This is a genomic window from Oscillospiraceae bacterium (assembly GCA_015067255.1).
In the GTDB taxonomy this organism is placed as follows: Bacteria; Bacillota; Clostridia; order Oscillospirales; family SIG519; genus SIG519.
The window spans coordinates 1-26,840 of the sequence record SVMS01000020.1 but is presented as its reverse complement, the minus strand read 5'-3'; the positions used below and the strand labels follow the sequence as shown (position 1 = coordinate 26,840).

Here is a 26,840-nt window from a genome sequence, read left to right as displayed (position 1 = left end):
ATATTAATCCTTCATTCCGGAGGATGCCATCGTTTCCATAATATTGCTTTGGGTTAAAATAAAGAAGATAATAGGAACAATCATCATAACAACAGCAACAGCAGCACCTGCTCCGGCTCTTGTTATACCGCCTGCGATAATCTGATTTAACGCATAGGGCAAGGTTTTAAGCTCCTCGCTGTAAATATACGTCGAGTTTGTTCCGTTCCACAAGCCTTGGAATGAGAATATTGCAAGAGTCAGCCATCCGGGCTTTGCATTTGGCATAACTATACGCCAGAATATTTTAAATTCGCCAGCACCGTCTATTCTTGCTGCTTCAAGTATAGAATCAGGAAGAACGCTGATAAAATTTTTCATAATATAAAGACCGAGGCTTGAGCCAAAGGCAGGAATTATTACTGCCCAATAGCTGTCAAGAAAATTGAGAGACGCCATTGTCTGATAATTTGCTATATCTGCAACTGTAGGCTGAATCATAAGGGAATATACTATTATTCCGAAAATGATTTTTTCACCCGGCACCTTATTTTTAGCCAGAGGATATGCACACATCGCAGCAATTATTATATGCCCGACAGTTCCTACAACAGATATAAGAATTGTATTGAAAGTATATCTTGAAAAAGGAACCCAGCTGGTTGTCATTAAATCCACAAGGGAAAAATAGTTATCGACTGTGGGCGATTCAACCCAAAATCTCGGGGGATATAAAAACAGCTCGTTTAAAGGCTTTATTGATTGCAGTACAGCCAATATAAGAGGAAGCGCACTGTAAAGACCAAAGACAAGCAAAACGATAAATATAAAAAGATTTCCCGTTTTACTTCTGTTTACCTTTTTTGCTTTGTTGGAAAATATTTTTTTAAGTATACGCTTATGTGATGCTTTCATTTATTTTCCAACCCTTCTTATGAATTTTTTTGCAAGGGTATTGGCAATTACGGACATAAGGAAGAGTACGGTAGCAATAGCCGCCGCATATCCTCTCTGATATCGTACTGTACCAAAATCCTGCAGATGATGTATAAGTAAATATGTAGCATAGTTTGTACTGGGAATACCGCATAAAATCTGTGCCACGTGTCCTGAGCCAAAGGCTGCAGTTATAGAAAGCACAGCTGAAAGCATAAGATGAGGTGCCATCATAGGAAGAGTAACATACCACAGCTCTTGCCAACGGTTTTTCATTCCGTCCACCGCTGCCGCTTCATAGTATGATTTATCAATAGTATTAAAGCCTGCTCTCAGGGTAAGAAAGGAGGTTCCAAGGCTTATCCATAGCTGAACCAATATTACTATCCACATCATATGGGTAGGGTCTTGAAGCCATTGTATAGGCTCATCAATAAACCCAAGCTGTAAAAGAAAGCTGTTGAGATATCCGTATATATCTCCGTCAAATACAACAAGCCATATTATAAATACGTTTCCCGCTATTGAGGGAGCGTATAAAATAGTTGTCATTATTGCACGCATAGAGCCTTCAAGCTCATTTACAACCCATGCAAAGAAAAGACACATTATATAGCTTACAGGTCCTGTTATAAGAGCAAACAGTATTGTGTTTTGCATAGCTGTCAAAAACAAATCGTCTTTAAAGAACAGCTTTACATAATTATCCATTCCGACAAACTTTGCGGGCTCAAATACATTGAAGCTTGTAAAGCTCATACCCAATGAATATATTACAGGCCATACAGTAAACAAAAAGAATATGATAAGGAAAGGAGCCATCATAAGATAGGATACTCTTTTTTTATATATTTCTTGAAGTAAAGCTGACGCTCTGTCGCGTATAGGATTGCGTACCACAGAATTTATCCCCTTTCTTAATCAAGTCCGAATTCTTTTCTCATTGAATCAATCTCGTCATTTATCTGTAAAGCATAGCTCATTATAGAATCTCTTGCCATTACACCGTTATTTATTACAAGCCTTGCCGCCATTGAAAGATATCTTGTTGTAAGATAGCTTCCGGGCACTTCGGGAAGGCCCTTTGCATTTTCAGACTGCTTTTTAATTACGTTTAACATTTTTGAATTCCAGGGAAGTCTTTCAAGAGCCTTTGCATTGGCTGTCGGAATTCTTGCAGACTCACCTAAAATTGCCTCCAGCTCCTGATTGAAAGCAACCTGAATATCAGCGTTTGTCCACCATTTCAAAAATTCCCAAGCCTCTTCTTTTTTCTTGGAATTTTTAAATATAACTGCTCCCGTACCCGTTCCGTAAACACAATTGTCATTTACATCATATCCCGGAACTCCTGTTACATCCCATTTTCCCATAAGCTCGGGAGCAGTCGCAACTATTTGATTGTAAAAGCTGTACTGGGTAATTACAATGGGACTTTCACCTGTTCTGAATCTTGTGAGAAGGTCAACCTTTTGGTCAACCCCGTATTTTGTATAAAAATCTGTCCATTCGTTAAAGGCTTCAATTGAAACCTCGCTGTCAAGTAATGTTTTGGTATACCCTTTATCATAAACCTCTCCGCCCTTTTGATATAAAAGAGCAAGGAAAAGCTCTATGCTGTCAGTAGATAAGAGGGGCAAACCAACTGTCATATATTTATTTGAAAGCTTGGGAATTATTGTATATAGCTCATCCCAAGTTTTAGGAACCTCTATTCCAAGCTCTGAAAGAACATCTGTCCTGTAAAACATAAGAGAAAATGCAAAGGTTTCAGGAAGTGCATATATTTCATCGCCGTATCTGAAGGAGGTGAGTGCTTCAGGGAAAAAGTCTGAGGTTGCCTCTTTAATATCGTCAAACTCCGAAAGATTTACAAGAGCGCCTCTGTATGCATAATTCATAGGATTTGCTCTGTCCTGTCCTATGGCAACATCAGGACCCATACCCGATGCTACCGCAGGAAGCAAGGAAGCCATATCAACAAGACGCACGTTAACATTTATCTTTTTCTGCGGTATAAAATAACTGTCAGTTAAATTTTTCAAGGCTGTAGCCTGGTCTCGACCGCTTCCTATGACATTTGCGCCGCTTGTTGCCGCTACTGTTGCTCCCATCCAAAGAGTAATACTTTCGGAAATATCTTCTGAATCAGTAAAAGAAATATTATTATAGTCATTTACAAAGGATTGAATAAACTGCTCTATTCCAAACACAAGGTTTTTGAAAAAGCCGCTGTTTGCCTTAGGCATTTCTTGTCCGACCGGCTCAAATACAAAATAATCTATCAAAAGGGGCTGATTTATACATTCAAGCACCCAGGAAGAAACATCGCTTATATTTGAACGGAAGGAGTCAAGCCTTGCAGGAATAGAAGAGGGCTTTTCTAAAAAGCTTTCAAGCTGAATTAAAAGCTTTTGTATTGATGCATAGCCTGTACTACTTCTGCCTGCAATACCCTCTAACTCTTCACAGACAGCTCTCAGTTCTTTTGACTGCTCTTCAAAGGCTGTCATTGCAGAGGGCAGTATTTTATCAATCTTATAATCTCTGTATGCATCTGGGCTGGGCCCGGTTATCATCATTACTTGTCTGTAGACGCTTGAAAGAAGCGTCATAGAGTCATTTGTTCTGTTTATAACGTCGGAAAGAATACCTATTGAATTGTAAAGAGTAATGGTATGTTCCCCTGCTGTCAAATAAAACTTATAGCTTCCTTCATCATTTTTAGGAGTAAACATCTGCCATTGACGGCTGTGTTTAACTGATATTTCCTCACACTCTGCAAAAGGAAGCTGTCCGTCAATATAAAGGCTTCTGTTAGAAACTGTTCCTGAATTGAAATTCTGCCTTAATCTCATTCCGAGATTATACCAGCCGTCCTCTTTTACAGTAAATTTCCAGCTTATCCACTGCTTAGGGATACTCCAATTTTCTCCGCCGATTGAATTAAGCTTTGTATAAACTGTGCTTATAGGCTCGTTAGCCGCAGATGAACGGTCTGAAAGAGGGAATAAGCTTGCATCTGATTTAAGATACGTATCCTCTGCCTGAAATTTGATTTCTCCGCTTGCCTTTGCGGTGTTATTTGAATTGGCAGAAAGGTATTCGCTGTAAGAAGGTACCTGCTCCTTACGGCAAAGCTTTATATATTTAAGCTTCATAGGCTCCGAAAGATATGTAAGCTCTAATTCGTTTTCTCCGCTTTCAAAATTAAACTCAAAAACGGTATCACTTTCAATTCCGCTGCCTGTAACATATCTTTCAGCAAAAACTTCTTGTTCTTTTTGCTGCGGACGGTATTCGTTGCCTTCTTTTTTAAAACTCTCTGCATCCGCAAAAATTCTGCAAAGACCTATACTTGCCGCCGAATCAAAGGGGACCTTTCCGTTGATTTTTATTCCTCTTTCAATGGTCAGTCCTTTTCCCTCGGCAGCAGCATAGCAAAGCGCCAAATTATACATTCCCGCCTCTACAATGTTAAGCTTATATTTCACAGTACATCCGTCGGGAATATAAAGAATCTCTCCGTCTGCCTGCGGCTGTGTTCCTTCGTATGAGGAAAACTCCATAGCTTTGATAACTATTTCTTCGGTTGCTTTATTCACCTGTGCATTTTGCACCTTATATTCTGAATAATCGGATGCGACATTGGAGGAAGACAGTGTAGTATCTTCCTCTGATGAAGCAATAATTAAGTTGCCCAACATTATACTTATAATGACAAGAAATGCTATAATTTTTTTCATATTTATTACCCTATTATAATAATGATTGCAGTTTGTCGAAACGCTTGAAAGCGTTTCGACAAACTCTTATGAATTATTCGTAATCTTCCAGATTGATTCCGTTTTCAATAACATCAATTTTGCTTTGAATTTTTGAAGAGTAGCTTTCTACTGCGGCTTTAGGAGTAAGCTCATTTGCAAGAAGCTTATCTGTCATTTCTCCGTATACGTTAAGAATGCCCTCATAATTGTAAAGATTGGTGTATTTTGTAAGAGCCGCACCCTCGATGTAGCATTTTTTATTATTACCTACAAGGATATCAAGCATCTGGTCATTTTCCAATACTTCATCATAATAGCTCTCGATTGTTTTGGGGTATTCCTTTGTTTCTCCCCAATAGCCCAAAGCATCTGCAAGAACTGCCACTATATCTTCGGGATTTTTTGCAAGAGAGGGAACAACCATTGTTCTTGGGGGTGTAAGTCCGGGAACAACATAGTCGGTTGCATCTTCACCCTTGGGGAAGTAAATCCAGCCGAGATTTTCAGGCTTCATACCTGCATTCTGGAAAGCAGGGCCTGCCCATACACCGTAAGCTGTCATAGCAACCTTGCCTGTGGAGAACATATCAAGCACAGAGGGGTTGCCCCATTCCTCAATCAAAGCCTTGGAGGGAATGGACTTATCAACGTTGTAAAGGTCAAGCACATACTGCATAGCGTTTATATTTGCGTCTTCTGATATTTTAAGCTGAGCCTTTTCGCCGTTGATGTCAATGAATGTACCGCCGTTTGCAAGCATAAAGGAGCTGAAAATTTCTTCTCCTGCAAAGCCGTAAACTGTGGTCTTACCGTTTTTAACCTGAGTAAGCTTTTTACAAACCTCTCTGAAGGTTTCAAAGGTCCAGGTGTTGTTTTCTACATATTCCCATAAATCAGGAATATTAGCCTGACTTAACATACTCTTGTTATACCAGATTGCATAGCCTGTTTCAACGGGATGTACGGGAAGACCGTATCTGTCGCCCCTCCATACGCCTACGGAAGAAACAAGGGGATTAGACCAGGTTTTGTCAGTTTTAAAATCATAGTGTTTGCTCATATTGAGAATAACGCCCGATGCAGAATAAAGAGGACATACATTGTAGCCTCTCATAACAAGAGCATCGTAGTCAGCTGTACCTGCGAGATAGCTCATAACGAGATTGTTATATGTTGCAATTTCGTCTGAAAACTCTATAAATTCGAAATTACAGCCGAATTTTTTTGCTGTCTGCGCAAAGGAATCCTTTTCATCCTTAAGGTCGGGAATATTCCAACCGTTAACCATAATTTTAAAGGTTCTGCCGCCTAAATCTTTTCCGTCGCTGTCAGCAGGATTGTTTGTGTCGGCTGTGTTTCCACAGCCGCACAATACAGAAAGCACCATTATAAGACAAATAATTATGCTTATTATTCTTTTCATTTAACAAGTCTCCTTCTCTTAAGAATAACTGTTATTGAAATAACTGATAAGAATGCCGAAAAAATATAGAATTTTGCCATCATTCCCTGTCTGTCAGAAGTGTCTGGACTTGTAATATCGCCCTGTGGAATAATGTCATTGTCATATTTATCAAGTATAACATCGGAGAGGAAATAGCTTCCGCTTTGTGATTCGTTGATAACAACAAAGCCTGTGCTTTCTGTTTCTCTGTCGTATTCACACATTACAGCGCTTTCTCCCTTTTCCTTATAGAAGAAAAGGTTGGATTGCGCGGGATATATGCCTAAAACATTTACGGCAATATCAGCCTTATTTTTGTTTTCGGGCAATTTAACAGGGAGAATAAGTGCTTCTCCGTCAGTTTTAACCTCGCCGATTTCAGTGCCTAAAACGTAATCAGCTTCCTCTGTTATATTCAATCCGTTAAGTCTTACCTGATAAAGAGTTCTTCCTGCCTCGTTGAATACGCCTACGTTAAGATTTATATCTTTACCTTTTATTGCAGCTATTACCTTTTCTGGAATAGTGCCGTTTGAAAGGAGATAACAGGTAATTTCTGTTTTGCCTTTTTCAATCTTTTCAATAACCTCATCAACAGGGAATTCTGTATAGGGCTGAAGATTGTCTTCAGGCTCTGTATGCTCATCCATATAGCCGATTACTCTGAAATCGTCTACGTAAATAGCAAGACCTTCTGTTCTGTTTTTCTGATATACACCGAACATAAAGCCGTTTACTACTGAAAAGTCCTCTATTTCATTCTCTATTCCTGTAAGCTTAACTCTGATATAGCCCTCATATCCGGGGTATATCTTGATACCGTTCTGATAATTGTTGTTTTCAGCGTTATACCACTTACCGTTTTCAGAATATGAAATTTCGGTGTTTTTAAGGTTATAGGCTATATTGTTAATCTTAATCCAGCTAATACCGTAATCATACTCTGTGGGGTTTGTAACCTTAAATTCGAAATATCTTGCGCCTGTCCAGTTAAGGAAGCTGTCTTTAGGCTGGAATTCGGAAATAGCAGGACTTCCGCCGCTTTCTCCCGTATTCTTTATTTCGATGGAATATTTTCCTTCTCCTGCAAAGCCCTCGTATAATGAGAATTTAACAGGAACAAAGTTGATACCGCTGCCGATTGATTTTATGTTTACATCCTCTGCATCAAGCACAACCTTAACAACTTCCATACCCTCAGGCATTGTAACCTCTGTTTTTACATATGGTGCAGGAGGTGTACCTACTGTGCAGAAATCGTCAATATAAAGAACGGAATTTGCTGTTCTTGTTTCTTCCCAGATAGCAAGCTCGAATTTGTCGATATAATCGTTTTTAACCTTATATCCGTTTTCTGAACCGTCGATTTTTATTCTGATATGGCCCTCATAGCCTGCGGGAATTGCAAAAATATCGTCTGCCTTGTTGTATTTGTTAACAAGATACCAATCTCCGTCTTTGAAAAGAGAAATCTCATAAAGCTTAGCATTAAGCAGCTCTCCGTTGATTTGTACCCAAGTTACACCAAATTCAACAGCAGAGGTATTCTTAACCCAGAACTGAAGATATTTAGCGCCCTCAGCGTTTGCCTCGCCTCCGTTTACAAACTGAATCTGAGTAACAGGTTCAGAACCGCCTGTCTGAGAAAGCGTTGTAAGCTTCATAGCCTTACTTCCCTCGTCAACAAAATCTGTGGTGGAGGCAAAGTCAAGCTTAATGTAGTTAATTCCGCTTTTTATATTGGAAATACCCGTTTCAAAGTCCTCGATAACAGCAACTCTGTCCATACCCTCAGGCATTGTAACCTTTACGGGAGGATAGTATTCTGCAACAAAGCAGAAATCATCAAAGTATAATGTTCCGCCTGTACCTGTTTGTTCTTTAAGAGAAAATTCCAATCTATTTGACCTTGCACCTACGTTTATAAAGTTTCCGTTTATGCCTACTCTGAATTTACCCTCATAGCCGGCAGGAATAACCATATCCTTAAGCTTAAGCCAGCCCTCTGCTTCAAAACGGGTAATTTCAGTTGCAGAAGCGTCAACGAGAATGTTGTTTAATTTAAGGTTTACTATTGTGTAATCAACACTTGATGTGTTCTTTACCCAAAATTCAAAATATTCTGCCTTTGAAATATTCTCTCTTGCTATTGCAGAAGGTCTTATCTGAGAAGTAAAGCTTGTACCTGTTTCATCAGCACCATCTGTAACCTTTAAGGAGTAATCTCCAGTAGCCTTGTAATCGGTTGAACGTTCAAAGGAAAGACTTAAGTCGTTGGGTGATGAATTGATGGTTACGTTGCTTTCAAAATCAAGAGCAGTGTGTAAAACCTGAGTATGTGCAGGCATTTTTGCATAGGGGCTGTGCTGAATAACAGCGCCTGCAATATACTCATCCATTGTAAAGGTATAGTCAGGGAAATTTGCACCTACCCCCTCGCCTACAAGAGCAATATCATCAACTGTGAGCTTTGTGTTTGCGCCTAAGTGGAACTGAAAATCTAAATTTTCGCACAAGAATGCGCTTGAATATGCGTTATTGTAATCGTTAGCCCACTCTTTTGCATTGTATAAGGTTTCACTTGTTGCAGGGATTCTTATATATCCCTTAAAGCCTGCGGGAATAATTAAATGTCCGTACTTACCTGCATAGGTTGCCGCAGTATACATATCTTCAGACTTGAATTCAGCCTCTCTTGACCAATCCACACAGTCAGAGGATAAATAAGCCACAGCATCAGGGGAAAAGCAATAGCTTTCAAAGCCATCATAGCTTCCTGCATTGCTTTTCATATATATTTGTAAATATGTTTCAGTTGTACCGTCATTAAATACATACATCTGAATATAATCTACATTTGTCCAGTTAGAATAGCTTTCGGAATCGTAAACGCTTATTCTGACAAATTCGGGGTTTTCATATTTATAGCTGTCGCTGTTAGCGTGTCCTCCGTTAGGAGCATAACCAAAGGTACCGCTTGGTAACCATTCTTTCGGGTCGCCGCCGTAAAGCTTTGACAAGTCAGAGGTACCGTCATTGATAATTGTAATATTGGTTGACGCTGCTGAAATAGGTGCTACTGTAACGAAAAGAGTTAAAACTATACTGAGAAGCATACACAACGCAACCGATATCGAAAGACGTTTTTTCATTCGTTTCTCTCCTTCCCGAAAGATATGTTATTTTTTCTTTGTTTTAACAATTATTAAAGCTGCTACACCTGCAATAACTACTGCCGCAATTATAATAACAACAACTATAATAATAGGTGTATTAGCGCCCTTGTCTTCCGATGCATTGTTTCCTGCCTGTGAAATATCAGACTCTATTGCTTCGCTTGAGGTTGTCTGCTCAGTTGAGCTTGTTGTCTCGGAAGAAATTGCATCCGAAGAATCTGTTGTTTCAGAAGAAATTGCATCTGAAGAGTTTGTTTCAGATGAAGTATCCTTGTTTTCAGATGATGTTGTTGATGAAACGGGCTTGCTTGCAGGAGTGTCATCGGTTGTACCTAAGAAATTCTTGAAGTATTCATCTTCCTTAACAACCTTTGTATTCATACCTGCATTGAGGTTTTTGCCTACAAATGCAACGTCATCAATGTAAAATGTAGCGCCCTCCTGACCGTTCTGAGAGTCCAAATAAGCGCCGACAGCGGTTATTAGGTCAAGCTTGAGAGACTTTCCGTCCCAGTTACCGCTTTTAAAGTTGTCTTTTGTAAGAGCAACTCTTATAAATCCTGTATATTTTGCAGGAACCGGAATAGTTTCGTTTGCAACTCTTAAGCTTTCCCACTCGCCGTCAACAAGATATGTAACGTATTTTGCGGCAACCTTTAAGCTCCAGTAATCTTCGCCGTAAAGTGAAAGCCATTTAATAGAAAGGGGATAGTTTGAAGGGTTGTTTACATAAAACTGTAAATATTCAGCATCCTTGAGCTTCAAGCCTTTGCCTGCTTTGTAAAGCTCCATAAGGTCTGTATTTCTTCCGTCTCTTACATATAAATGCTTTGTTTTAGCATCGTCCATCTGATACCACTCAAAAGTGGAATAACCGCCCTCCGGGCTTACACATTTTGCTTCAAAGGACTTTGAACCTGTATAAGCGTTTTTGGAAACGATTTTATTTTCAAAATTTGCATTGTTATACTGGTCAAGAGATGTCATATTGTCGGGAAGCATAGGCATCCAATCTCCTGACTCAAAGCTACAAAGGATATTTACGTTATTTGATGAAGAAGGCTTGAAATCAGCCGCAAAAGCTGTAAAGCCCTGTAAAGCCAATAAAGCTACAAGAATTATTGAAAAAATTCTTTTCATTTTTAAAAACCATACCTTTCAAGTAATGGGGATATGCCGGTTAAACCGGCATATCCTCCTTACCAACAATTACTGAATAGTTGTCAAAGCTTCAAAGGTCCACTGCTGAGAAGCTGCTCCGCTGTAAGAGGAGGTTGTAACCTGAGCCCCTGCTGTAAGAGCATTGTTGTTTGCCTTATTTGTAATTACAAATTTACCGTCATTTCCTGCGGAAATTGTCCATTTTTGTGTATCAAGATTTTCATCGGAATTTTGAACAACACTTGAACCGTCGATTGTCAAGGATTTAGCCGCTGTAAGTCTGATAATTCTGTACTCGTTGTTTCCAAGATGATAAATATATACACAGGTATTGAGGTTATCCTCTGTAGCTGTTGTAGTTACAGCTTCGCCGTTTGTAAACTGCTCGCCGTTTACTGCAATATATTTACCGTTATTGGATAGCTTATAGATACCGTCTTTCAAAACTCCGCCTGCGATATATGTAGGACCGTCATTGAGCCATTCAGTTACACGGTTGTAGTAGCCTAATACGGAAACATCACCGTAAATATTCTTAAGCTGTCTTTCTGCTACAGTTGAGTTAGTTGTATCAAATTTACCCCATAGATTACGCTCATAGGTATCATCATAAGAGCCTACTACAACTATGGAAGCTCCTGCTTTCTTAGCAACCATCATATTGTTATCAAGCATTGCTATTGATGTTAACCAGGATTCAGCATTCTCATGATTCTGATATACACAGCCTGTTACAAATACAACATCGGGAGATGAAACTGTACCTGTTGAGGGGTCAACCTGCCAGCCCCATTTATTTGCGCCGTGCTGATGACCTGCTGCCCACTGATGAGTAAACTTAGAAAGATATTCATTTGTGCTTTCGGAAGCTTCAACGAAATATGAATTTGTCATATAATCTACAAGTAAAGGCTTGCCCTGATAGTTGAAGTAAATATCCTCAAACTCTGCACCGGGTTTGCAATAATCATTCCAAGCCATCGTTGCATTTGAAATAACAGTATCAATGCCTGTGCCGATACCTGTTGCAAATGCTATCTTCATACCCAATGTTCTGCAAATTCTTGAAGCTCTTGCAACTCTGGGCATTACATAGTCGTGGAAGCCGTTTGTAAGGTCGAAGATTACAAGGTCAATACCTGCCGCCTTGATGTCGTTAAGCATCATTTCAACCTGAGCCATATCGTCCCAGTTGATAGCTCTGTCAGAGCCATTGATGTTTGTTGTTATGCCGTTTGATGATGTGAAATCATACCAAGGCTCAGTATTTGCATTCCATACTGTGAGCCAGGTTGCAGCAATTACATCGCCGTCAATTGCCATATCTGCTGCGTTTGCAACTGAGTATACATCAGCTAAAGGTGCGGGTTTTGTAATAACTGTCTTTTTAAGCTCAAGCAAGCTTAAAATTGTAGCGCCGTTTGAAGCTTTTGCCTGTGCATCGTTTAATGCTGCTTTTCCTAAAAGTACGTTTCTGACAGCAATCATATCAATTACTGACACTTTACCGTCAGCGTTTACATCGCCGTCTATAACAGCTGTTACTGTTGTATTGCCAACTGTAAATACATCGCCTGTTGCGATTACGTCTGTAAGGCTGTTTGCCATTATATCAAGCTTATCGCCTACGATATCCTTGATATACTTATATGTAGCGCCTTCGTCAATATCTGTTATAAATTCGTTTGCAATATTTAAAAGAGCGTCACTTCCGCCGTTTGAATATTTAACAGCACGAAGATTTGAAATTTCAATATTTGCATTGGGAGCAGCTGCATTGTTAACGGGAACTACTGAAATTTCAACATTTGTGATGTTAGAAAGGTCAATATTCTTGAAGTAAGAAAGAGGAATTCTTACGTGATTCAAGCCTTTAACAAGAGTGTCACCGAAATCATAAACTGTGCTTGCATTTGATGCTGTGTTAAAGAGTGTGATATATGCATTGTTCTTATCAGCATAGAAAAGCTTATCGTTATTTGTCTTAAGGTCAAATTCGATAAATTCTTTTCCGGAAAGATTTGCGCCGATTTCAAATGTTACACCGAAGCCCTGTGCTGTGGATGAAGCAACAATTTTGCCGTCTGTAACATTTGCTGTTGTTTTGCCGCCGCCGATTGCTGTCTTGTCAAGACCTGCAGCAGAACCGATACCGATGTTGCTGATTGTTGCATTGAGATTGTCGGAAATAACGGGAACAACCTTTTCGTTTACACCTACAACAGCGAAGCTGTCAAGGTAAAGGGTTGAGCCTACTGTACGTGTATCATCACGAACAGCCATAGAAAGTCTGTTGATGAAGCCATTGTTGATATTAACGCCGTTTTCGCCGCCAACTTTAATTCTTATATAGCCTTCATAGCCTGCAGGAATACAGAAAGCATCTGCCAATTGTGCATAAGCCTCTACTCTGTGCCATTTTCCGTCATAAAGTAATGAAATCTCTGTGTTGGAATGGTTGTAGGAAACTTGGTCAAATTCTAACCAGGTCATACCCAAGTCAACGCCTGATGCGTTCTTAGCCCAGAACTGAATATACTGAGCCTTGGAAACGTCAGCACCTGTCCAAGCAGGCTGTACCTGTGAAAGACTGGGGTTGGAGCCGTTTCTGTTTGCTGCTGTAATTGCAAGAGATTTTCCGCTGTCGCTGAAAAGTGTTGAAGTTGAGAAATCAACAGGAATGTAGTTGATACCTGAATTGATTTTTTCTTCGTCTTCAAAATCGTGGAATACTGAAAGTACCTCAAGACCTTCGGGCATAGAAACCTCTTCGCCGAGAGTCATAAGACCGATAAACTTGAAATCGTCAAAGTAAAGTGTACCGCCGCTGTTTGTATCATCCTGAATTGCAAATTCAAAGCTTGAAAGTGTTGAGCCGATATCAACAAAGCCCTTACCTACTTTAACTCTGAATTTTCCTTCATAGCCTGCGGGAATTGTATAGGAAGTAAGAATTTCCCAACCTTCGCCGTCAAAACGGGAAATTTCTGTGCTTAAAGCAGAGTATTCAACTCCGTTGATTTTTGCCCAGGTAAGCTGATAGGTTGTATTGCTTGCATTCTTTACCCAGAATTCAAAATATTTCGCACCTGAAATATCGCCTGTATTTAATACTTTAGGCTGTATCTGAGAAAGGAAAGGAGTAGATGTATAGTCTGTACCGTCTGTTACCTTTAATGAATAGTTGCCGCCGCTTACATAGTCAGATGACTGTGAGAAAGCAACGTTGATAAAGTTAATACCGCTTTCTACGCCGGAAGCTTCGCCGTTTTCGAAGTCAAGTGCTGTTCTTATAGGAAGCTCAATGCCGTCCATATCAGCATAGCTAATCTTAGGACCACCCTTCATATATTCAGTTTCTGTCATAACAGCGCCGGTGTTGGAAGCACTGAAATTCTCACCTATAAGAACGATATCGTCAACATACATTGTTGTTTCGCCAAGGAAATGGAATTGGAAATCGAGGTTAGTTGCCGCATAGGCTGTTGAATAAGCTGCTCCGCCGTTAAAGTTATCTCCCCACACGTGATTACACATAATGTTGTCGGAATTTAACGGTATTCTTATATAGCCCTTGAAGTTTGCAGGAATAACAAGCTGTCCGTATGCGCCTGCCGCATCTATATTTTCAGATATAAAGGAAGCTTTTGTAGACCAGTCTTGAGCGTCTGTTGAAAGATACGCTGTCGCAGTTGTGCTGAAATGATAACCCTGGTAACCGTCCATTGAGCCTGCATCATTTTTAATATATATCTGCATATTTGTAGCTGTTGAGCCTGTTGCATTGATATAAAGCTGTAAATAATCTGCGCCGTTCCAATCAGAACGATTTGAAGTGTTGTAAACTCTGTATCTTGCGAATTGACTTCCTGTATATTTTACAGCTACGCCGTCAAGATGTCCGCCTGTTGCTGAATGTTCTGCTGATACAGCATGAAGCCAATGTGAAATGTTTCCGTTAACGGAAGAGGTTGTTACGGCTGAGCCGTCATTAAGCATAAGAACCTGCTTTGCATTAAGGGGAGCAAAATAATCGTATTCGCTAACCTTATCAGCTGTTGTTGAAAGATTTGCGCCTACAAGAGCAATATCGTCAACATACATTGTTGTCTGTCCAAAGAAATGGAACTGAAAATCAAGGTTGTTTACAGGGAAGGATGTTGAATAGTCTGCTGAATTGTTCCAGCCCCATAAACCGCTGTTTTCCAAGGTATACTCATCAAGGGGAATTCTGATGTAGCCTTTGAAGTTAGCAGGGATAACAAGATGTCCGTATGTACCTGCATAGCTTCCTGCTGTAATCATATCTTCGCCTACGAATTCAGCCATTGTTGACCAGTCTTCGCCATCTGTTGAAAGATATGCTTCTGCAAATTCTGAGAAGCAGTAGCTCTGGAAGCCGTCATATGTACCTGCATCTTCTTTGATATAAATCTGCATATTTGTTGCAGTTGAACCTTCTGCATTGATATAAAGCTGTAAATATTCAGCACCGTTCCAGTCAGAAAGATTTGAGCTGTTATAAACTCTGAATCTTGCAAATTCGCTCGCCGAATATTTTACAGACATACCGTTAATATGTCCGCCTGTTGCAGAAAATTCTGCCGATGCGCTTGCCAACCAGTGTGAGATGTTAGAACCGTTGGCATTTACTGCTGATGTGCCGTCGTGAAGCACTGCGATTTGTGTTTCTGCCGCTGACACAGGTAAAATCATTACCGTTGTCAGAAGAATTGCTATTGCCATAATTGCCGATAGTATGCGTTTCATTCTTTTTTTCCTCCGTTTTTTATTTTTAATTGTTTCCAATATTTGCTCTTTTTCATAAGACGCTTTAATACGCTTTGCGCAATTTTAATATGTAAATGTACACTTGCCTGTGGTTACAGTATCATAAGCACCTGCGTTAGAAACATTCTTAGCGTATACATTGATAGTATAGGTTCTTGCCTTATCAACAATAAAGCTGAAGGAAGTATCTGTTGAATATGCAGACTTGATGTTCTTATCGCTGTAATTATCGTATATCTCAAAGCTATATTCTGTATCTGCAGCAGGATTTGTTACAGATATTGTAGAAAGCTGTCCTGCTTTTGTTCCGGTGATTGAATAGCTTGTGGCTGTTCCCGTAACATTTCCTACGTTGACATTGATTATCTTAAGAGCCTCGTGTCCGCCTGCGTCATTTCCTCTTGCATAACACTGTATTTCATATATACCGTCTCTTACAGGAGTCCACTCCCAAGTGTTTTCTTCTCCCCAGTCTTTTACTATCACATATTTTCCTGCTTCTCGGCGTATGAACATATATTCAGTAGCGTTTGTTGCATTGACAGTTACAGTATAGTTTGTGTCCTTATCTGCTGTTGCAGATAATCCTGATACAGAATTGATTGTAACATTGTTTTCTTCTCTGTATATTCTTACTCTCTTATATACAGTATCTGCTATATTGCCATCTGCAGTTCTTACCTCTGTATATATTTCATACAGTCCGGGCTTTGTTATAGTAACTGCATCTGTTGCCGTTGAGAAGGCGCAAGGACCAAACTCGCCCACTACTCTTGTTATTGTTTTTGTTCCGTCTGCATTTACTATTCCGGGTATTGTTATTTTTGTTTCTTTTCCTGCTATGTTGCCGATTACTTCCAGCTCGTCTCCGTTAAAGTACGGCTTTGAAGCTATATTTGCATCTACAATAGTATAATCAAAATTCTCTATTGTTATATTATAATCTTTTTCTCCGACTACATATACTGTCAGAGTTGCTGTATATGTTCCTGCTCTTACAGCAGTTGTTGTTGCTGTTACTTTGCCACCATTTACTGTTCCCTCTACAAAATCACGGCTGTCTGAGAAATACAGCGTATATGCTGCTGACTTTCCCTTGGGAACCAATACATTTGCAGTAAAGTTTACTGTATCCCCTATGTTATATATACCTGTTGCTGCACTTGAAACTGCTATCTGTCCCATCTCGGAAATTTCCTTGCTGTAGGTGGGATTTTCTACTGTTCCTACACTCGCATCCTCTTCAAGAATTTCAAGCTCAAAGGGATTGCAGGGGTTTGCTACTGTTATTTCAAACTCTGTTTCTGTTCCGTAAGGCTTTGCTAAAATCCAGCCGTAAATCTCATCCTTGACATACGCCTTATAATTTGTTCCCTCTTGTGTGTTTGCAAGAGATACATTATATGTATATCCCTTTATTGTTTTTCCTGTCAAAGAAACATTAACAGCCATAAAATAACTGCTTTCGTTTATAGCCTCAGCATCTGTTAAGCTAATGTTTTTACCTACAAGAGCGATATCGTCAACATAAAGGGTTGTCTGTCCTGTATACTCAAATAAAAATTTAACATTATTTGCCTTAAAGGCTGTAGAATAATCCGCTCCGCCGTTCCAATCTGCCCACACATGATTATTTATAATGTTAGTAGAATTTAATGCTATTCTTATATATCCTTTAAAGTTTGCAGGGATAATTAAATTACCGTAATTACCTGCATTTATACCTTCTGTGGTTACTGTTTTGCTTTCTACACTCAAGGTGTTTGTCCAGCTTTTTCCGTCTGTTGAGTAATTAACTGTTGCATTGGGGCTTAAGCCATAGCTTTGTAAGCCGTCATAAGCGCCTGCATAGTCCTTCAAATAAAGGTCAAGCTTTGTATTTGATGAGCCCTTCGCATTGATATAAAACTGTAAATATTCTGCGCCGCTCCAGTCAGAAAGATTTTCACTGTTATAAGCACTGAGTCTTGAATAGCCGCTTGCGTCATATTTGATTGCAGCCCCGTCATTATGTCCGCCGTTTGCAGAATGTGCTGCGGCTGCAGCGTGAAGCCAATCTGAAATGTTTCCGCCTACAGCTGAGGCTGTTGCCTCAGTTCCGTCATTGAGAATATAAACCTTAGTTTCAGCAAAATACTCACTTTCGGGAACACTCTGCGCAGATGTTGAAAGATTTGCGCCTACAAGAGCAATATCGTCAACATACATTGTTGTCTGTCCAAGGAAACGGAATTGGAAGTCAAGATTATTTACTGCAAAAGCTGTTGAATAGTCTGCTTTGCCGTTCCAGTCCCATACATCAGCACAATCTAATGTATTTGCATCAAGAGGAATTCTGATATAACCCTTAAAGTTTGCAGGGATAACAAGATGACCGTATGTACCTGCATAGCTTCCTGCTGTATTCATATCTTGAGCTACAAAGGAAGCCCTTGTGGACCAGTCTGAACCGTCTGTCGAAAGATATGCTGTTGCAGTAGTTTTAAAGTTATAGCTTTGGAAGCCGTCATATGCATTTGCATCGCTCTTAAGGTATATCTGCGCATATGTAGCCGTTGAGCCTGTTGCATTAACATAAAGCTGTAAATACTCTGCACCTCTCCAATCAGAAAGGCTTGAAGTGTTGTAAACTCTGAATCTTGCGTATTCGCTCGCTGAATACTTTACAGCCGAATCGTTATGATGTCCGCCTAACGTTGAATGTTCAGCCGATGCATTGTAAAGCCACTGTGAAATATTGCCGCTTACCGAAGAAGTTGTTGCCTCAGTTCCGTCATTAAGAACATAAACCTTGTCCCCTTGGTTGAATGCGGCAAAATACTCGCTTTCGGAAACCTTGGAAGCAGATGTTGAAAGACTTGCGCCTACAAGAGCGATATCGTCAACATAAAGGGTTGTCTGTCCTGTATACTCAAATAAGAATTTAACATTATTTACTCTAAAAGAAGTAGAATAAGCTGCGCCGCCGTTAAAGTTATCTCCCCACACGTGATTACAAATAATGTTAGTGGAATTTAACGGTATTCTTATATATCCCTTGAAGTTTGCAGGAATCAGTATGTTACCGTAATTGCCTGCGCTTGTACCTGATGTAACTACTTCTTTGGACTCTACACTAAGGGTTTTTGAAAAGTCAGAGCCGTCTGTTGAGTAATAAACTATTCCCGTAGGACTTAAACCATAGCTTTGAAGACCGTCATAAGCAGGCTCATAGTCCTTTAACATAATTTCAAGCTTTGTTGTTGATGAGCCCTGCGCATTTACATAAATCTGTAAATAGCTTGCTCCTTCCCAATTTGAAAGGTTTGAAGTGTTATAGACACTTATTTTTGTATAGCCGCTGGCATCGCATTTGATTGCGGCACCGTTATTGTGTCCGCCTGTTGCTGAATGAGATGTCGCTGCAGCGTGAAGCCAATCTGCGATATTTCCGCCCACTGCCGAGGTTGTCGCTGCTGTTCCGTCATTAAGCACTGCAATCTGAACATCTGCCGCAAATACAGGCAAAATTACTGCGGTTGTCAAAAGTGTTGAAACAAGTATTACTAATGCTAAAATTACAGATAATGTACGTTTCATTTACCATATACCTCCATCTAAAATATATTTTAATCTTTAATTAAATCCATCGTTAAATCGGGCTTCAAGCTCCAGAAAGCTTTTTCACTTTGATTTTCACAAAGTCCGTTTTCTCCGATATATCTTCCTGTTTTCAAATTTTTAAAGCTCACTTGTCCATTTTGATTTATACTAAGCTGCCATTTTTGAGTATCACAGTTTTCATCACAGCCTTGTATAAGAGCTTGCCCGTTATCTTTAAGAGATTTTCCTGCAGAAAGTCTCGAAATACGGTAATAATTATCTCCAAGATGATACAGCCATATAAGACTGTTAAGGCTTTGGTCATCAGCTACACACTCAACCTGTCCGCCCTCTAAATCCTGTATACCGGTTGTTCCGATTACTTTACCATCAGAGCTTAACATTTTGTATGCACCGTCTGCAAGCAAGCCGCCTTCAATTGATTTCGGCTTTCCCTTAAGCCAGTCGCATACTCTCTCATAATAAGAGCTTTCCGAAACGTTTCCGAAGATATCCTTTTGCTTAAGATGCTCGCCTGCGTCAGTTGTATCTACCAGCATCCACGAATTTCTTTCGAATACATCATCATAAGAGCCGACTATAAGGAATTTAGGAGAATTTACATATGCTTTTAATAAGTTATAATCTAAAAATTCTGCCGACTTATGCCATCTTTCAGGAAATCTGTAGTCCCAACGTAAAGATGAGGTTACATACATAGCATCATCAGATGCAACTGTCGCCACATCGGGACTTAACTGCCAGCCCCATTTATTGATATCAGGGTCCTCTCCCGAAGCCCATACACGATTGAACCTTGAAAGATAGGTTGCCTGACTTTTTGAAAGGCGTTCATACTGCTCTCTTACAACATAAAGAACTAAAAGAGGTTTACCGTCCTTTTTAAGATAGCAGTCATTAAACTCTGCATCTTCACCGCAAAAATCTTTATATGTAAGCTCTGCTCTTTGTTCAAAGCCGTCATCATCTGTATTTCCTGCGGCAAAGGCAAACTTAAGTCCTAACTCTCTGCAAACTCTGCCTACACGCTTTGACCTTTCCATAATAAAATCGTGAAAACCGTTTGTAAGGTCAAATAAAACAGTATCTACGCCTGCTTCTTTTATACTTTTAAGATGAATATCCACCTGCTCGGCTTCATCCCAGTTTATAGCCTTTTTAACTCCGTTTATTTCAACCCTTGTTCCGTTGTGATTATCAGGATTAAACCAATGCTTTTCAGATGAAGCAACCCATATATTTATCCAGGTAGCTTTATGCGAATTATCAAATAATCCCATTTTTTCTTCCTCATTCCATAACGAGAATAGGCTCCATAAGCCATTTCTGACTGTCAGAGTCGCTCTTTTCTTCCAAAACTATAAATGCGCCGTTTGTTTTTGATGCTTTCTTTACATCAATCATATATCCGCAAGCTTCGTTTTTAAAGCTGTAGCTTCCGTCTGCATTTTTGGAAATAGTCCAAATCTGTTCCTTAACATTTTCGTCAAATTTCTGAATAACAGGACCGCCGATTTCCATATCTCCCTTAACAACTGCAAGGGATTTACCTGTTGTCATTCTTACTACTCTGTATTTCTGATTTCCCAAATGATAAAGCCATATGTAATCGCCTAAATTATCTGCTTCATTAATCTGCTGCATTTCAAGCTCATCAACAAACTGAAGATTGTTTGTTCCGAGAATCAAGCCGCTGTTTTTGTTTCTCATTAAGTATGCGCCGTCGGGAAGAATACCGCCCGAAACAACGCTGGGACCTTTTTCACTGAGCCATTCGCATACTCTTATATACAGTCCGTCAACTGATAGGTTTCCGTATCTGTCATTCTGCTGACGCTCGGGAATAGCACCTGTTGTATCGGCAATCATCCAGGAGTTTCTCTCGAAAGCATCGTCATAAGCACCGATTATCATATGCTTAGGCTGATTTTTTGAAGCAAGGAGAAGATTATAATCAAGGAATGCCATACTATGACTCCACTCATATGTATCAGAGCCCCAATAGGTTGAAGGAGTAACATACATTGAATCCTTAGAGGGAATGCTTCCGATAGAGGGAACCAACTGCCAACCCCATTTGTCTATATAAGCCTCGCCGCCTGATGCCCAAACGTGAGTAAATTTCTGGATATATTCAAGATTGCTTGAGGAAATTTCCTTAAACTGACTTTCTATAACGTAGTCAACAAATACGGGCTTGCCGTCCTTGTGGAAATATACATCCTCAAAGGGAGCGCCTACGCCTGCAAAATCATCCCAGGTCATTTTCGCTCTTGTATTTATTCCATCGGTTGTGGTATTACCAGCCGCAAAGCAAAACTTAAGTCCAAGCTCTCTGCACTTCTCGGCAATCTTAACGGAACGGTTCATATGCCAGGATTGGAAGCCGTTTGTAAGGTCAAATACAATAACGTCAATTCCCGCATTCTTTATTTCCTTAAGAGTTTTATTCATTATATTTTGAATATCCCAGTCAATACCTCTCCAAACGCCGTCAATAAGAATTCTGAAGCCGTTGGAATTCTGAGGAATTACCCAGGATTCAGAAGAAGCATTCCATACGTTAATCCAAGTAATTTTGATTGTTTCATCGGTAAACTTCTGTCCGAGATATGTATACTTGATAGGTTCCTTTTCAACATATCCTGTTGAGGAAGATGATGAGGATGAGCCTATCTGAGAAGATGAAGAATCATCAACAATAGACGATGAACTGCTTTCATCTTCAGAGGACTCTAAGCTTGAAGAGCTGCTTGAGGACGAGTCGCTTGAGGACGAGGACTGACTGTTACTTGACGAGCTTTGTGAGCTTGACTCCCCGTTATCCTTTACTGTACAAGCAACCATGCCAAACAGCATAACTATTATAGATATGAAAATTACTATTCTCTTAATTTTCACAATGCCACTCCTTTGCTTTTTTAAAAACTTTTTAGGTAAAATCAATAGATACCTTGTTCTCTTTTTATATTTTAATATTAAAATGACTAAAATTCAATAAAATGCGCTCATTTTCTCTTTCAGTTGCCAAAGTTCACATTTTTGTATAGATAAAAATTAGAAATTTACCCATTCAAAAAGCAACTTATATCAAAAATGCATTTTTAAAGCAAATAAAAATCATCAGTTTGGTACTCATATTTCCAGTACGGACTGTCAAATCTGAAGTCATCAGGCTCAACAATCCCCTCTCTTGTTACGTGAACAGGACCCATTATATTCTTTCTTCCGCATATAAGCTCTATTTCAAAAGCTGTTTTCCCCTTGGTAATATCAAATTCAAAGGGACCGAAGGCTTTGTATTGACTGTTGCCGTCAATTAAAACTCCGCAGGCAATACAGTTTATTTTGTCAAGAACCAACCTGCTTGTCTGCTCACACTCTGCGAAAAGCTTGTAATATACGCTTCCTGTGTAGAAGGGCAATCCGTTTTCACTTAATTTGCCGCCCGATATCTTTTCACGCTTTTCTCTGATAACCAAATTAGACGGACAAAGAGGCTTGTTTTTCTCTGCCTTTTCAACAGAAAAATCTCCGATTATATACATATTTTCAAGCTCTGTATCGGTATCGTAATCAACCTCAAGTGTAACTGTATTTTTGCCAAAAACAGCAAGGCTTGAAATGTCATAGGTTTTTATATCCTCGTCTATGAAACAGCCTGTCGCTTCTCCTATTTCATTTCCGTTTACAAAGGCTTTTATAGTGCCTGTATTTTCCATAGCCAAGCTTATTCCCTTTGCAGCCGTCTCTAAGATAAATTCAAATTCTGCCTTTATTTTTCCGTATTTTTTATACATTTCCTTATGAGCATACCAAGGCTGACAGGATTCATAGAACACTTTAGAGGGAAGTCCGTAATGTCTTAAAATTATATCCTCCATTTCAGATACGCTGACACTTTCGGACATTTTGCCGCCGTCTATTGAGAATCTGCAATAGTCAAGGGGCATAGCGTTAGGCTCGGACAAACGGTATTCAAACATTTGCTTTTCAACCTTAATAACATTTTCCGCCTTTTCGGGCAATTCATCACATTCACAATTTATTCCGCAGCCAAAAAGCTTATTGTCTGTTTCTGTAAGCTTTGCTTCAAAGAAAACATAGCCGTCTTTTCTTGTTGCTTCAACAGGATATATTTTTCCTGTCTGCACATCAAAGGAAACTACATCTCCCAAATCCTTCATTTTTATTTTTACTGTCTTTTCACGCTTTTCCATAGACTGTATAAAAAGCAGCTGTCCTTTATCCACATCACGAACAATAGACCAGGTTCTACCGTCTTCTTGTGAATTTTCTGTTATGCTTGCATTTTTAGGAACAAAGGATAGCATTTTTTCTATTTTTTCATCCTCTGTGCCCTGCTCGTTATTAAAATCAAAAACCCTTACTCCGCTTTCCTTAATAAGCTTTGCCATATTTTCGTCAAGCTCAAGCATTGGCGGAATAACAACAGTATCATAGCTCATATCGCCGATAATTATTTCTTTGTTTTCAGCTTTTCCCAATTTACAGGTCATTTCTTCATCGCCGAAATCAAAGTCCACGTGCTCATTTATGAGTGTCTGAGTGATTTTTTCCCAGATGTCGTTATATGCAAAAAGTGTTTTGCCCCATTTGTCATACTTTCCTACCTTATGAAAGCCGTGATACAGCTTATAAACAGTATTTATGGGCGACACAACCAAAACCTTTCCGCCGTATTTTCCCTGAGAAAGAAGATAGGATATACGGGCGCAGCGATCCTCAATAAGACTATAGCATTTAAACCAAGGCGAATGAGGGGATATACTTGCAGGGTAATCCTTTTTACCCCAGCCTGCAAGTGTGTAGTGGGAAAGGTGAAGATTTCTGAAGGTTACACCAAGACAGAACTGCCAGCCTGCGTGAAATTTATGTCTTTCAAGAGGCCAATCCCAGCCTGTGCAGCCGTAGGTTTCACAGGCGCAGCGGTCTTTGCCGTACTGATGAACAGCGGAAGCTGTCATTTTAAAAGCCGATAGCTTTGCTACGGCATCTGTTAAAATATCCATTCCGGGCCATTGCCAATAATAAAAATGCTTCATCGGATTTCCTATTTCTGCAAAATCAAGGAAGCATGCAAAATGAAGATGACCTGTCAATGCGATGTTTCTGTCCCCGCACCAATCGGCTATTTTATGGGAATAGTTTTCTTCAAAAAGCTCCTGTATGTATGTGATATAGTCAAAATCAACGTTTTTATCACTGCCGTCCACCTTGCCGAAAAACAGCTCGGGAAGATACTCTGTAAAATCATAGCCGTATCTTTCCTTAAATTTCTTCTCAATTCCTAAGGTCCATTGGTGCTTTGCAATTATATCGGGATAATCAACCCCGTGGGCAAGCCAGGAAACAGAAACCTCGTCTGTAAACATAGAGGGAATTGTCGTTCCGAAATCCGCCTTTTCCCTTTTGTAATATTCATCGTGGGTGCATTTTAAAAAGGCATCTGTCAAATCAGGATTACATAAGTCTGTTGCGCTTGAAAAGTTATACCAGCCCTGATTGCTTGTATGTCTTATAGTCTGGAAATAAAGCTTTTGCTTTCCGCTTTCAGCCTCATGGTCTTTATCTATTTTTTTATAGTCAGTAATAGCTCCGTCATCATCAAAGCCGACAGCAAAAACTGCTATTAAATTACTCTCTTTTTCTATGCCTGTGCTTACTACCAGCTGTTTCAGTTCAAATTCGGGATTTCTTCTCACCAATTCTCCGCTTGCTGTTCCCGAGGCATATTTATCCTCATCGTAAAGATGAGCCTCCATACCAACTTCCTTTGATTGTTCAACGCAGGCATGAACGCATTTAAACCATTTTTCTCCCAAATACTCTGTCTTAAGTCCGGGACGGCTGTGCATAAAAACTCCGCCCATTCCGCCTTGCTTAAATGCAGATATCTGTCTTTTCAGACGTTCCTCATCCATTTCTCCGTTCCAGGACCAAAAAGGCGAGCTTCTGTATTTCGAATCGGGATTTTTATAAATTTTTATATCCATAAATTTATCCTCATTTCATTTTTTGAAATGTTTTAATTTTTTAAAATTTAAAATTATTTGTATGATTGCACAATAAAAATAAAATAAACAGATTTTATATTCATATTATCAACTGCGCTTTTCGTTTTGTCAACAAAATACGCCTAAAAAAGCAATTGTGCCAATTTTGTATAGGTAATTTTTAAAAATTTACCCATACAAAATTTTGATTTGTTAAAAAGATAGTTTTTTTCCTTGAATATTTTGCATTTGCTACTATAATATAATTAATAATTATAATTAGTTCGAACAGCTCTGTTTATAATTTTGCAAAATTTTTCTACTAAACTTTATTAAGGAGAATTTTTTATGGATAAGTCATTTGTTTTCGGAGTTGCAACCTCCTCCTATCAGATTGAAGGCGCTGCCTTTGAGGACGGAAAAACTGCTTCTATCTGGGACACCTTTTCCCATATCCCCGGAAAAATCAAAAATAACGATAACGGAGATATTGCCTGCGATCATTATCACAGAGTTGACGAAGATGTTGAGCTTATTTCCAATCTCGGAGTTGACTATTACCGTTTTTCTATCTCCTGGCCCCGAATTTTCCCTCAGAAAAAGGTCTATAACGAAAAGGGAATGGAATTTTATAAAAATCTTTTGAAAAAGCTTAAAAGTAAGGGCTTAAAAACAGCAATTACTCTTTATCATTGGGATTTACCTCAATGGTGTCAGGATTTAGGCGGCTTTACCAACCGTGAGATTTGCGAGTGGTTTGTAGAATACGCAGAAAAATGCTTTGCTGAGCTTGACGATATGTGTGATATGTGGTTTACGATAAATGAACCTATGTGTGTTGCTGAAATCGGTTACGGCAGCGGTGTTTTTGCCCCCGGTATCAAAAATACAGAGAGCTTTTTAAGAGCATGGCATCACGTTGCATTGTGCCACGGCTTATCTATTAAAAAATACCACGAGCTTGGTTTTTCAAAGCCTATAGGCTTGGTTTTAAACACTCAAAATCTTATGCCTTACAACGACTCTCCTGAGGACAAGCGTGCTTCCGATTTTGCACATAAAGCCTTCAACGGCTGGTATTTATATCCTCTTTTCAAGGGCTGTTATCCCGAAGAGGGTAAAAAGCTTTATGCGCATATCCCCAATGTTTTTGATTATATCAAAGACGGAGATTTTGATATTATCGGCGAAAAAATGGATTTTGTGGCTCTTAATTATTATCAGGAGCAATTCTTAAGATACCGCAGCGAAAAAGACGGCATTGTGGATTATGAAACAGTTATGGATACTCCTCATAAGAAAACAATGCTTAATTGGAATGTTACTCCTGACGGAATAATTCACCTTGCACAGCTTTTGCGTGAATTTACAGACCTTCCTCTTTTACTTGCCGAAAACGGCTCTGCGTGGAGAGATACAGTTTCTGAGGACGGCTCTATTCACGACTATGACCGTGTGGAATACTTAAAGCTTCATCTCGAAGCAGTTGAAAAAGCAAACGCTCTCGGTCTTAATATCTTCGGCTATTTTTACTGGACTCTTTTGGATAATTTCGAATGGGCAGAAGGATATGAGCCCAAATTCGGCTTGGTAAGAGTTGATCCCGAAACCCTTGAACGCACTCCAAAAGACAGCTATTATTTCTATAAAAATTACATAGCACAAGAGAAGAATAAGTAACAGTGCCTTAACATCAAAAAGCAAGAACGAAATTTTTTCGTTCTTGCTTTAGACTGTCGAAAAAGGCACAGACCGCAGAAAAGGAAAAAGCAAATAGGTTGAAGCTGATTTTTAAAACATATATAGGAAAGGAGTTTTTTCTCTTTTCCTATATTTTTTTATAAGAACCTGACCCGCCTACGCATTGAAAATGCGGGCGGGTACCCCAGAACCTTGTTGTTTGCACAATAAGAACCTCACCCGCCTACGCATTGAAAATGCGGGCGGGTACCCCAGAACCTTGTTG

General features: G+C 39.5%; 12 protein-coding genes. 1 reads left to right on the top strand and 11 read right to left on the bottom strand.

Annotation, left to right across the window (positions count from 1 at the left end; all coding sequences use genetic code 11):
• Positions 1–3: 3 nt before the first annotated feature.
• From E7480_05815 to E7480_05765, 11 genes are all read right to left on the bottom strand, one after another.
• Positions 4–894 carry a carbohydrate ABC transporter permease gene (locus E7480_05815; GenBank protein MBE6904107.1) on the bottom strand — a complete coding sequence of 297 codons (891 nt, stop codon included), beginning with the start codon at positions 892–894 and terminating at the stop codon, positions 4–6.
• A complete protein-coding gene (locus E7480_05810) occupies positions 895–1,740 on the bottom strand; it encodes a sugar ABC transporter permease (protein ID MBE6904106.1) in 846 nt (281 codons plus the stop codon). It lies immediately after the preceding gene.
• Between the two features lie 92 nt (positions 1,741–1,832).
• Entirely contained in the window at positions 1,833–4,661 is a 2,829-nt protein-coding gene (locus tag E7480_05805; protein ID MBE6904105.1) for an extracellular solute-binding protein, read from the bottom strand.
• A gap of 73 nt (positions 4,662–4,734) precedes the next feature.
• Positions 4,735–6,105 carry an extracellular solute-binding protein gene (locus tag E7480_05800; GenBank protein ID MBE6904104.1) on the bottom strand — a complete coding sequence of 457 codons (1,371 nt, stop codon included), beginning with the start codon at positions 6,103–6,105 and terminating at the stop codon, positions 4,735–4,737.
• Complete coding sequence (locus E7480_05795) at positions 6,102–9,278, bottom strand: hypothetical protein (protein MBE6904103.1); 3,177 nt, start codon at positions 9,276–9,278, stop codon at positions 6,102–6,104. The genes E7480_05800 and E7480_05795 overlap by 4 nt, the downstream gene beginning before the upstream one ends.
• A 27-nt stretch (positions 9,279–9,305) precedes the next feature.
• Positions 9,306–10,442, bottom strand: a complete 1,137-nt coding sequence (locus E7480_05790) for a hypothetical protein (GenBank protein MBE6904102.1) — start codon at positions 10,440–10,442, stop codon at positions 9,306–9,308.
• Between the two features lie 69 nt (positions 10,443–10,511).
• A complete protein-coding gene (locus E7480_05785; GenBank protein MBE6904101.1) occupies positions 10,512–15,233 on the bottom strand; it encodes a hypothetical protein in 4,722 nt (1,573 codons plus the stop codon).
• A gap of 84 nt (positions 15,234–15,317) precedes the next feature.
• On the bottom strand, positions 15,318–18,833 hold the full coding sequence (locus E7480_05780) for a PKD domain-containing protein (GenBank protein ID MBE6904100.1): 3,516 nt from the start codon (positions 18,831–18,833) through the stop codon (positions 15,318–15,320).
• 29 nt (positions 18,834–18,862) lie between these two features.
• Positions 18,863–20,137 carry a hypothetical protein gene (locus tag E7480_05775; protein MBE6904099.1) on the bottom strand — a complete coding sequence of 425 codons (1,275 nt, stop codon included), beginning with the start codon at positions 20,135–20,137 and terminating at the stop codon, positions 18,863–18,865.
• A gap of 10 nt (positions 20,138–20,147) precedes the next feature.
• Entirely contained in the window at positions 20,148–21,758 is a 1,611-nt protein-coding gene (locus E7480_05770; GenBank protein ID MBE6904098.1) for a hypothetical protein, read from the bottom strand.
• Positions 21,759–21,961: 203 nt separating this feature from the next.
• A complete protein-coding gene (locus tag E7480_05765) occupies positions 21,962–24,874 on the bottom strand; it encodes a hypothetical protein (GenBank protein ID MBE6904097.1) in 2,913 nt (970 codons plus the stop codon).
• Positions 24,875–25,222: 348 nt separating this feature from the next.
• On the opposite strand from E7480_05765, the gene E7480_05760 reads away from it, so the two are divergent.
• The gene (locus E7480_05760; protein MBE6904096.1) at positions 25,223–26,554 is read left to right on the top strand and encodes a beta-glucosidase; all 1,332 of its coding nucleotides are present in this window, start codon (positions 25,223–25,225) and stop codon (positions 26,552–26,554) included.
• Positions 26,555–26,840 lie beyond the last annotated feature (286 nt).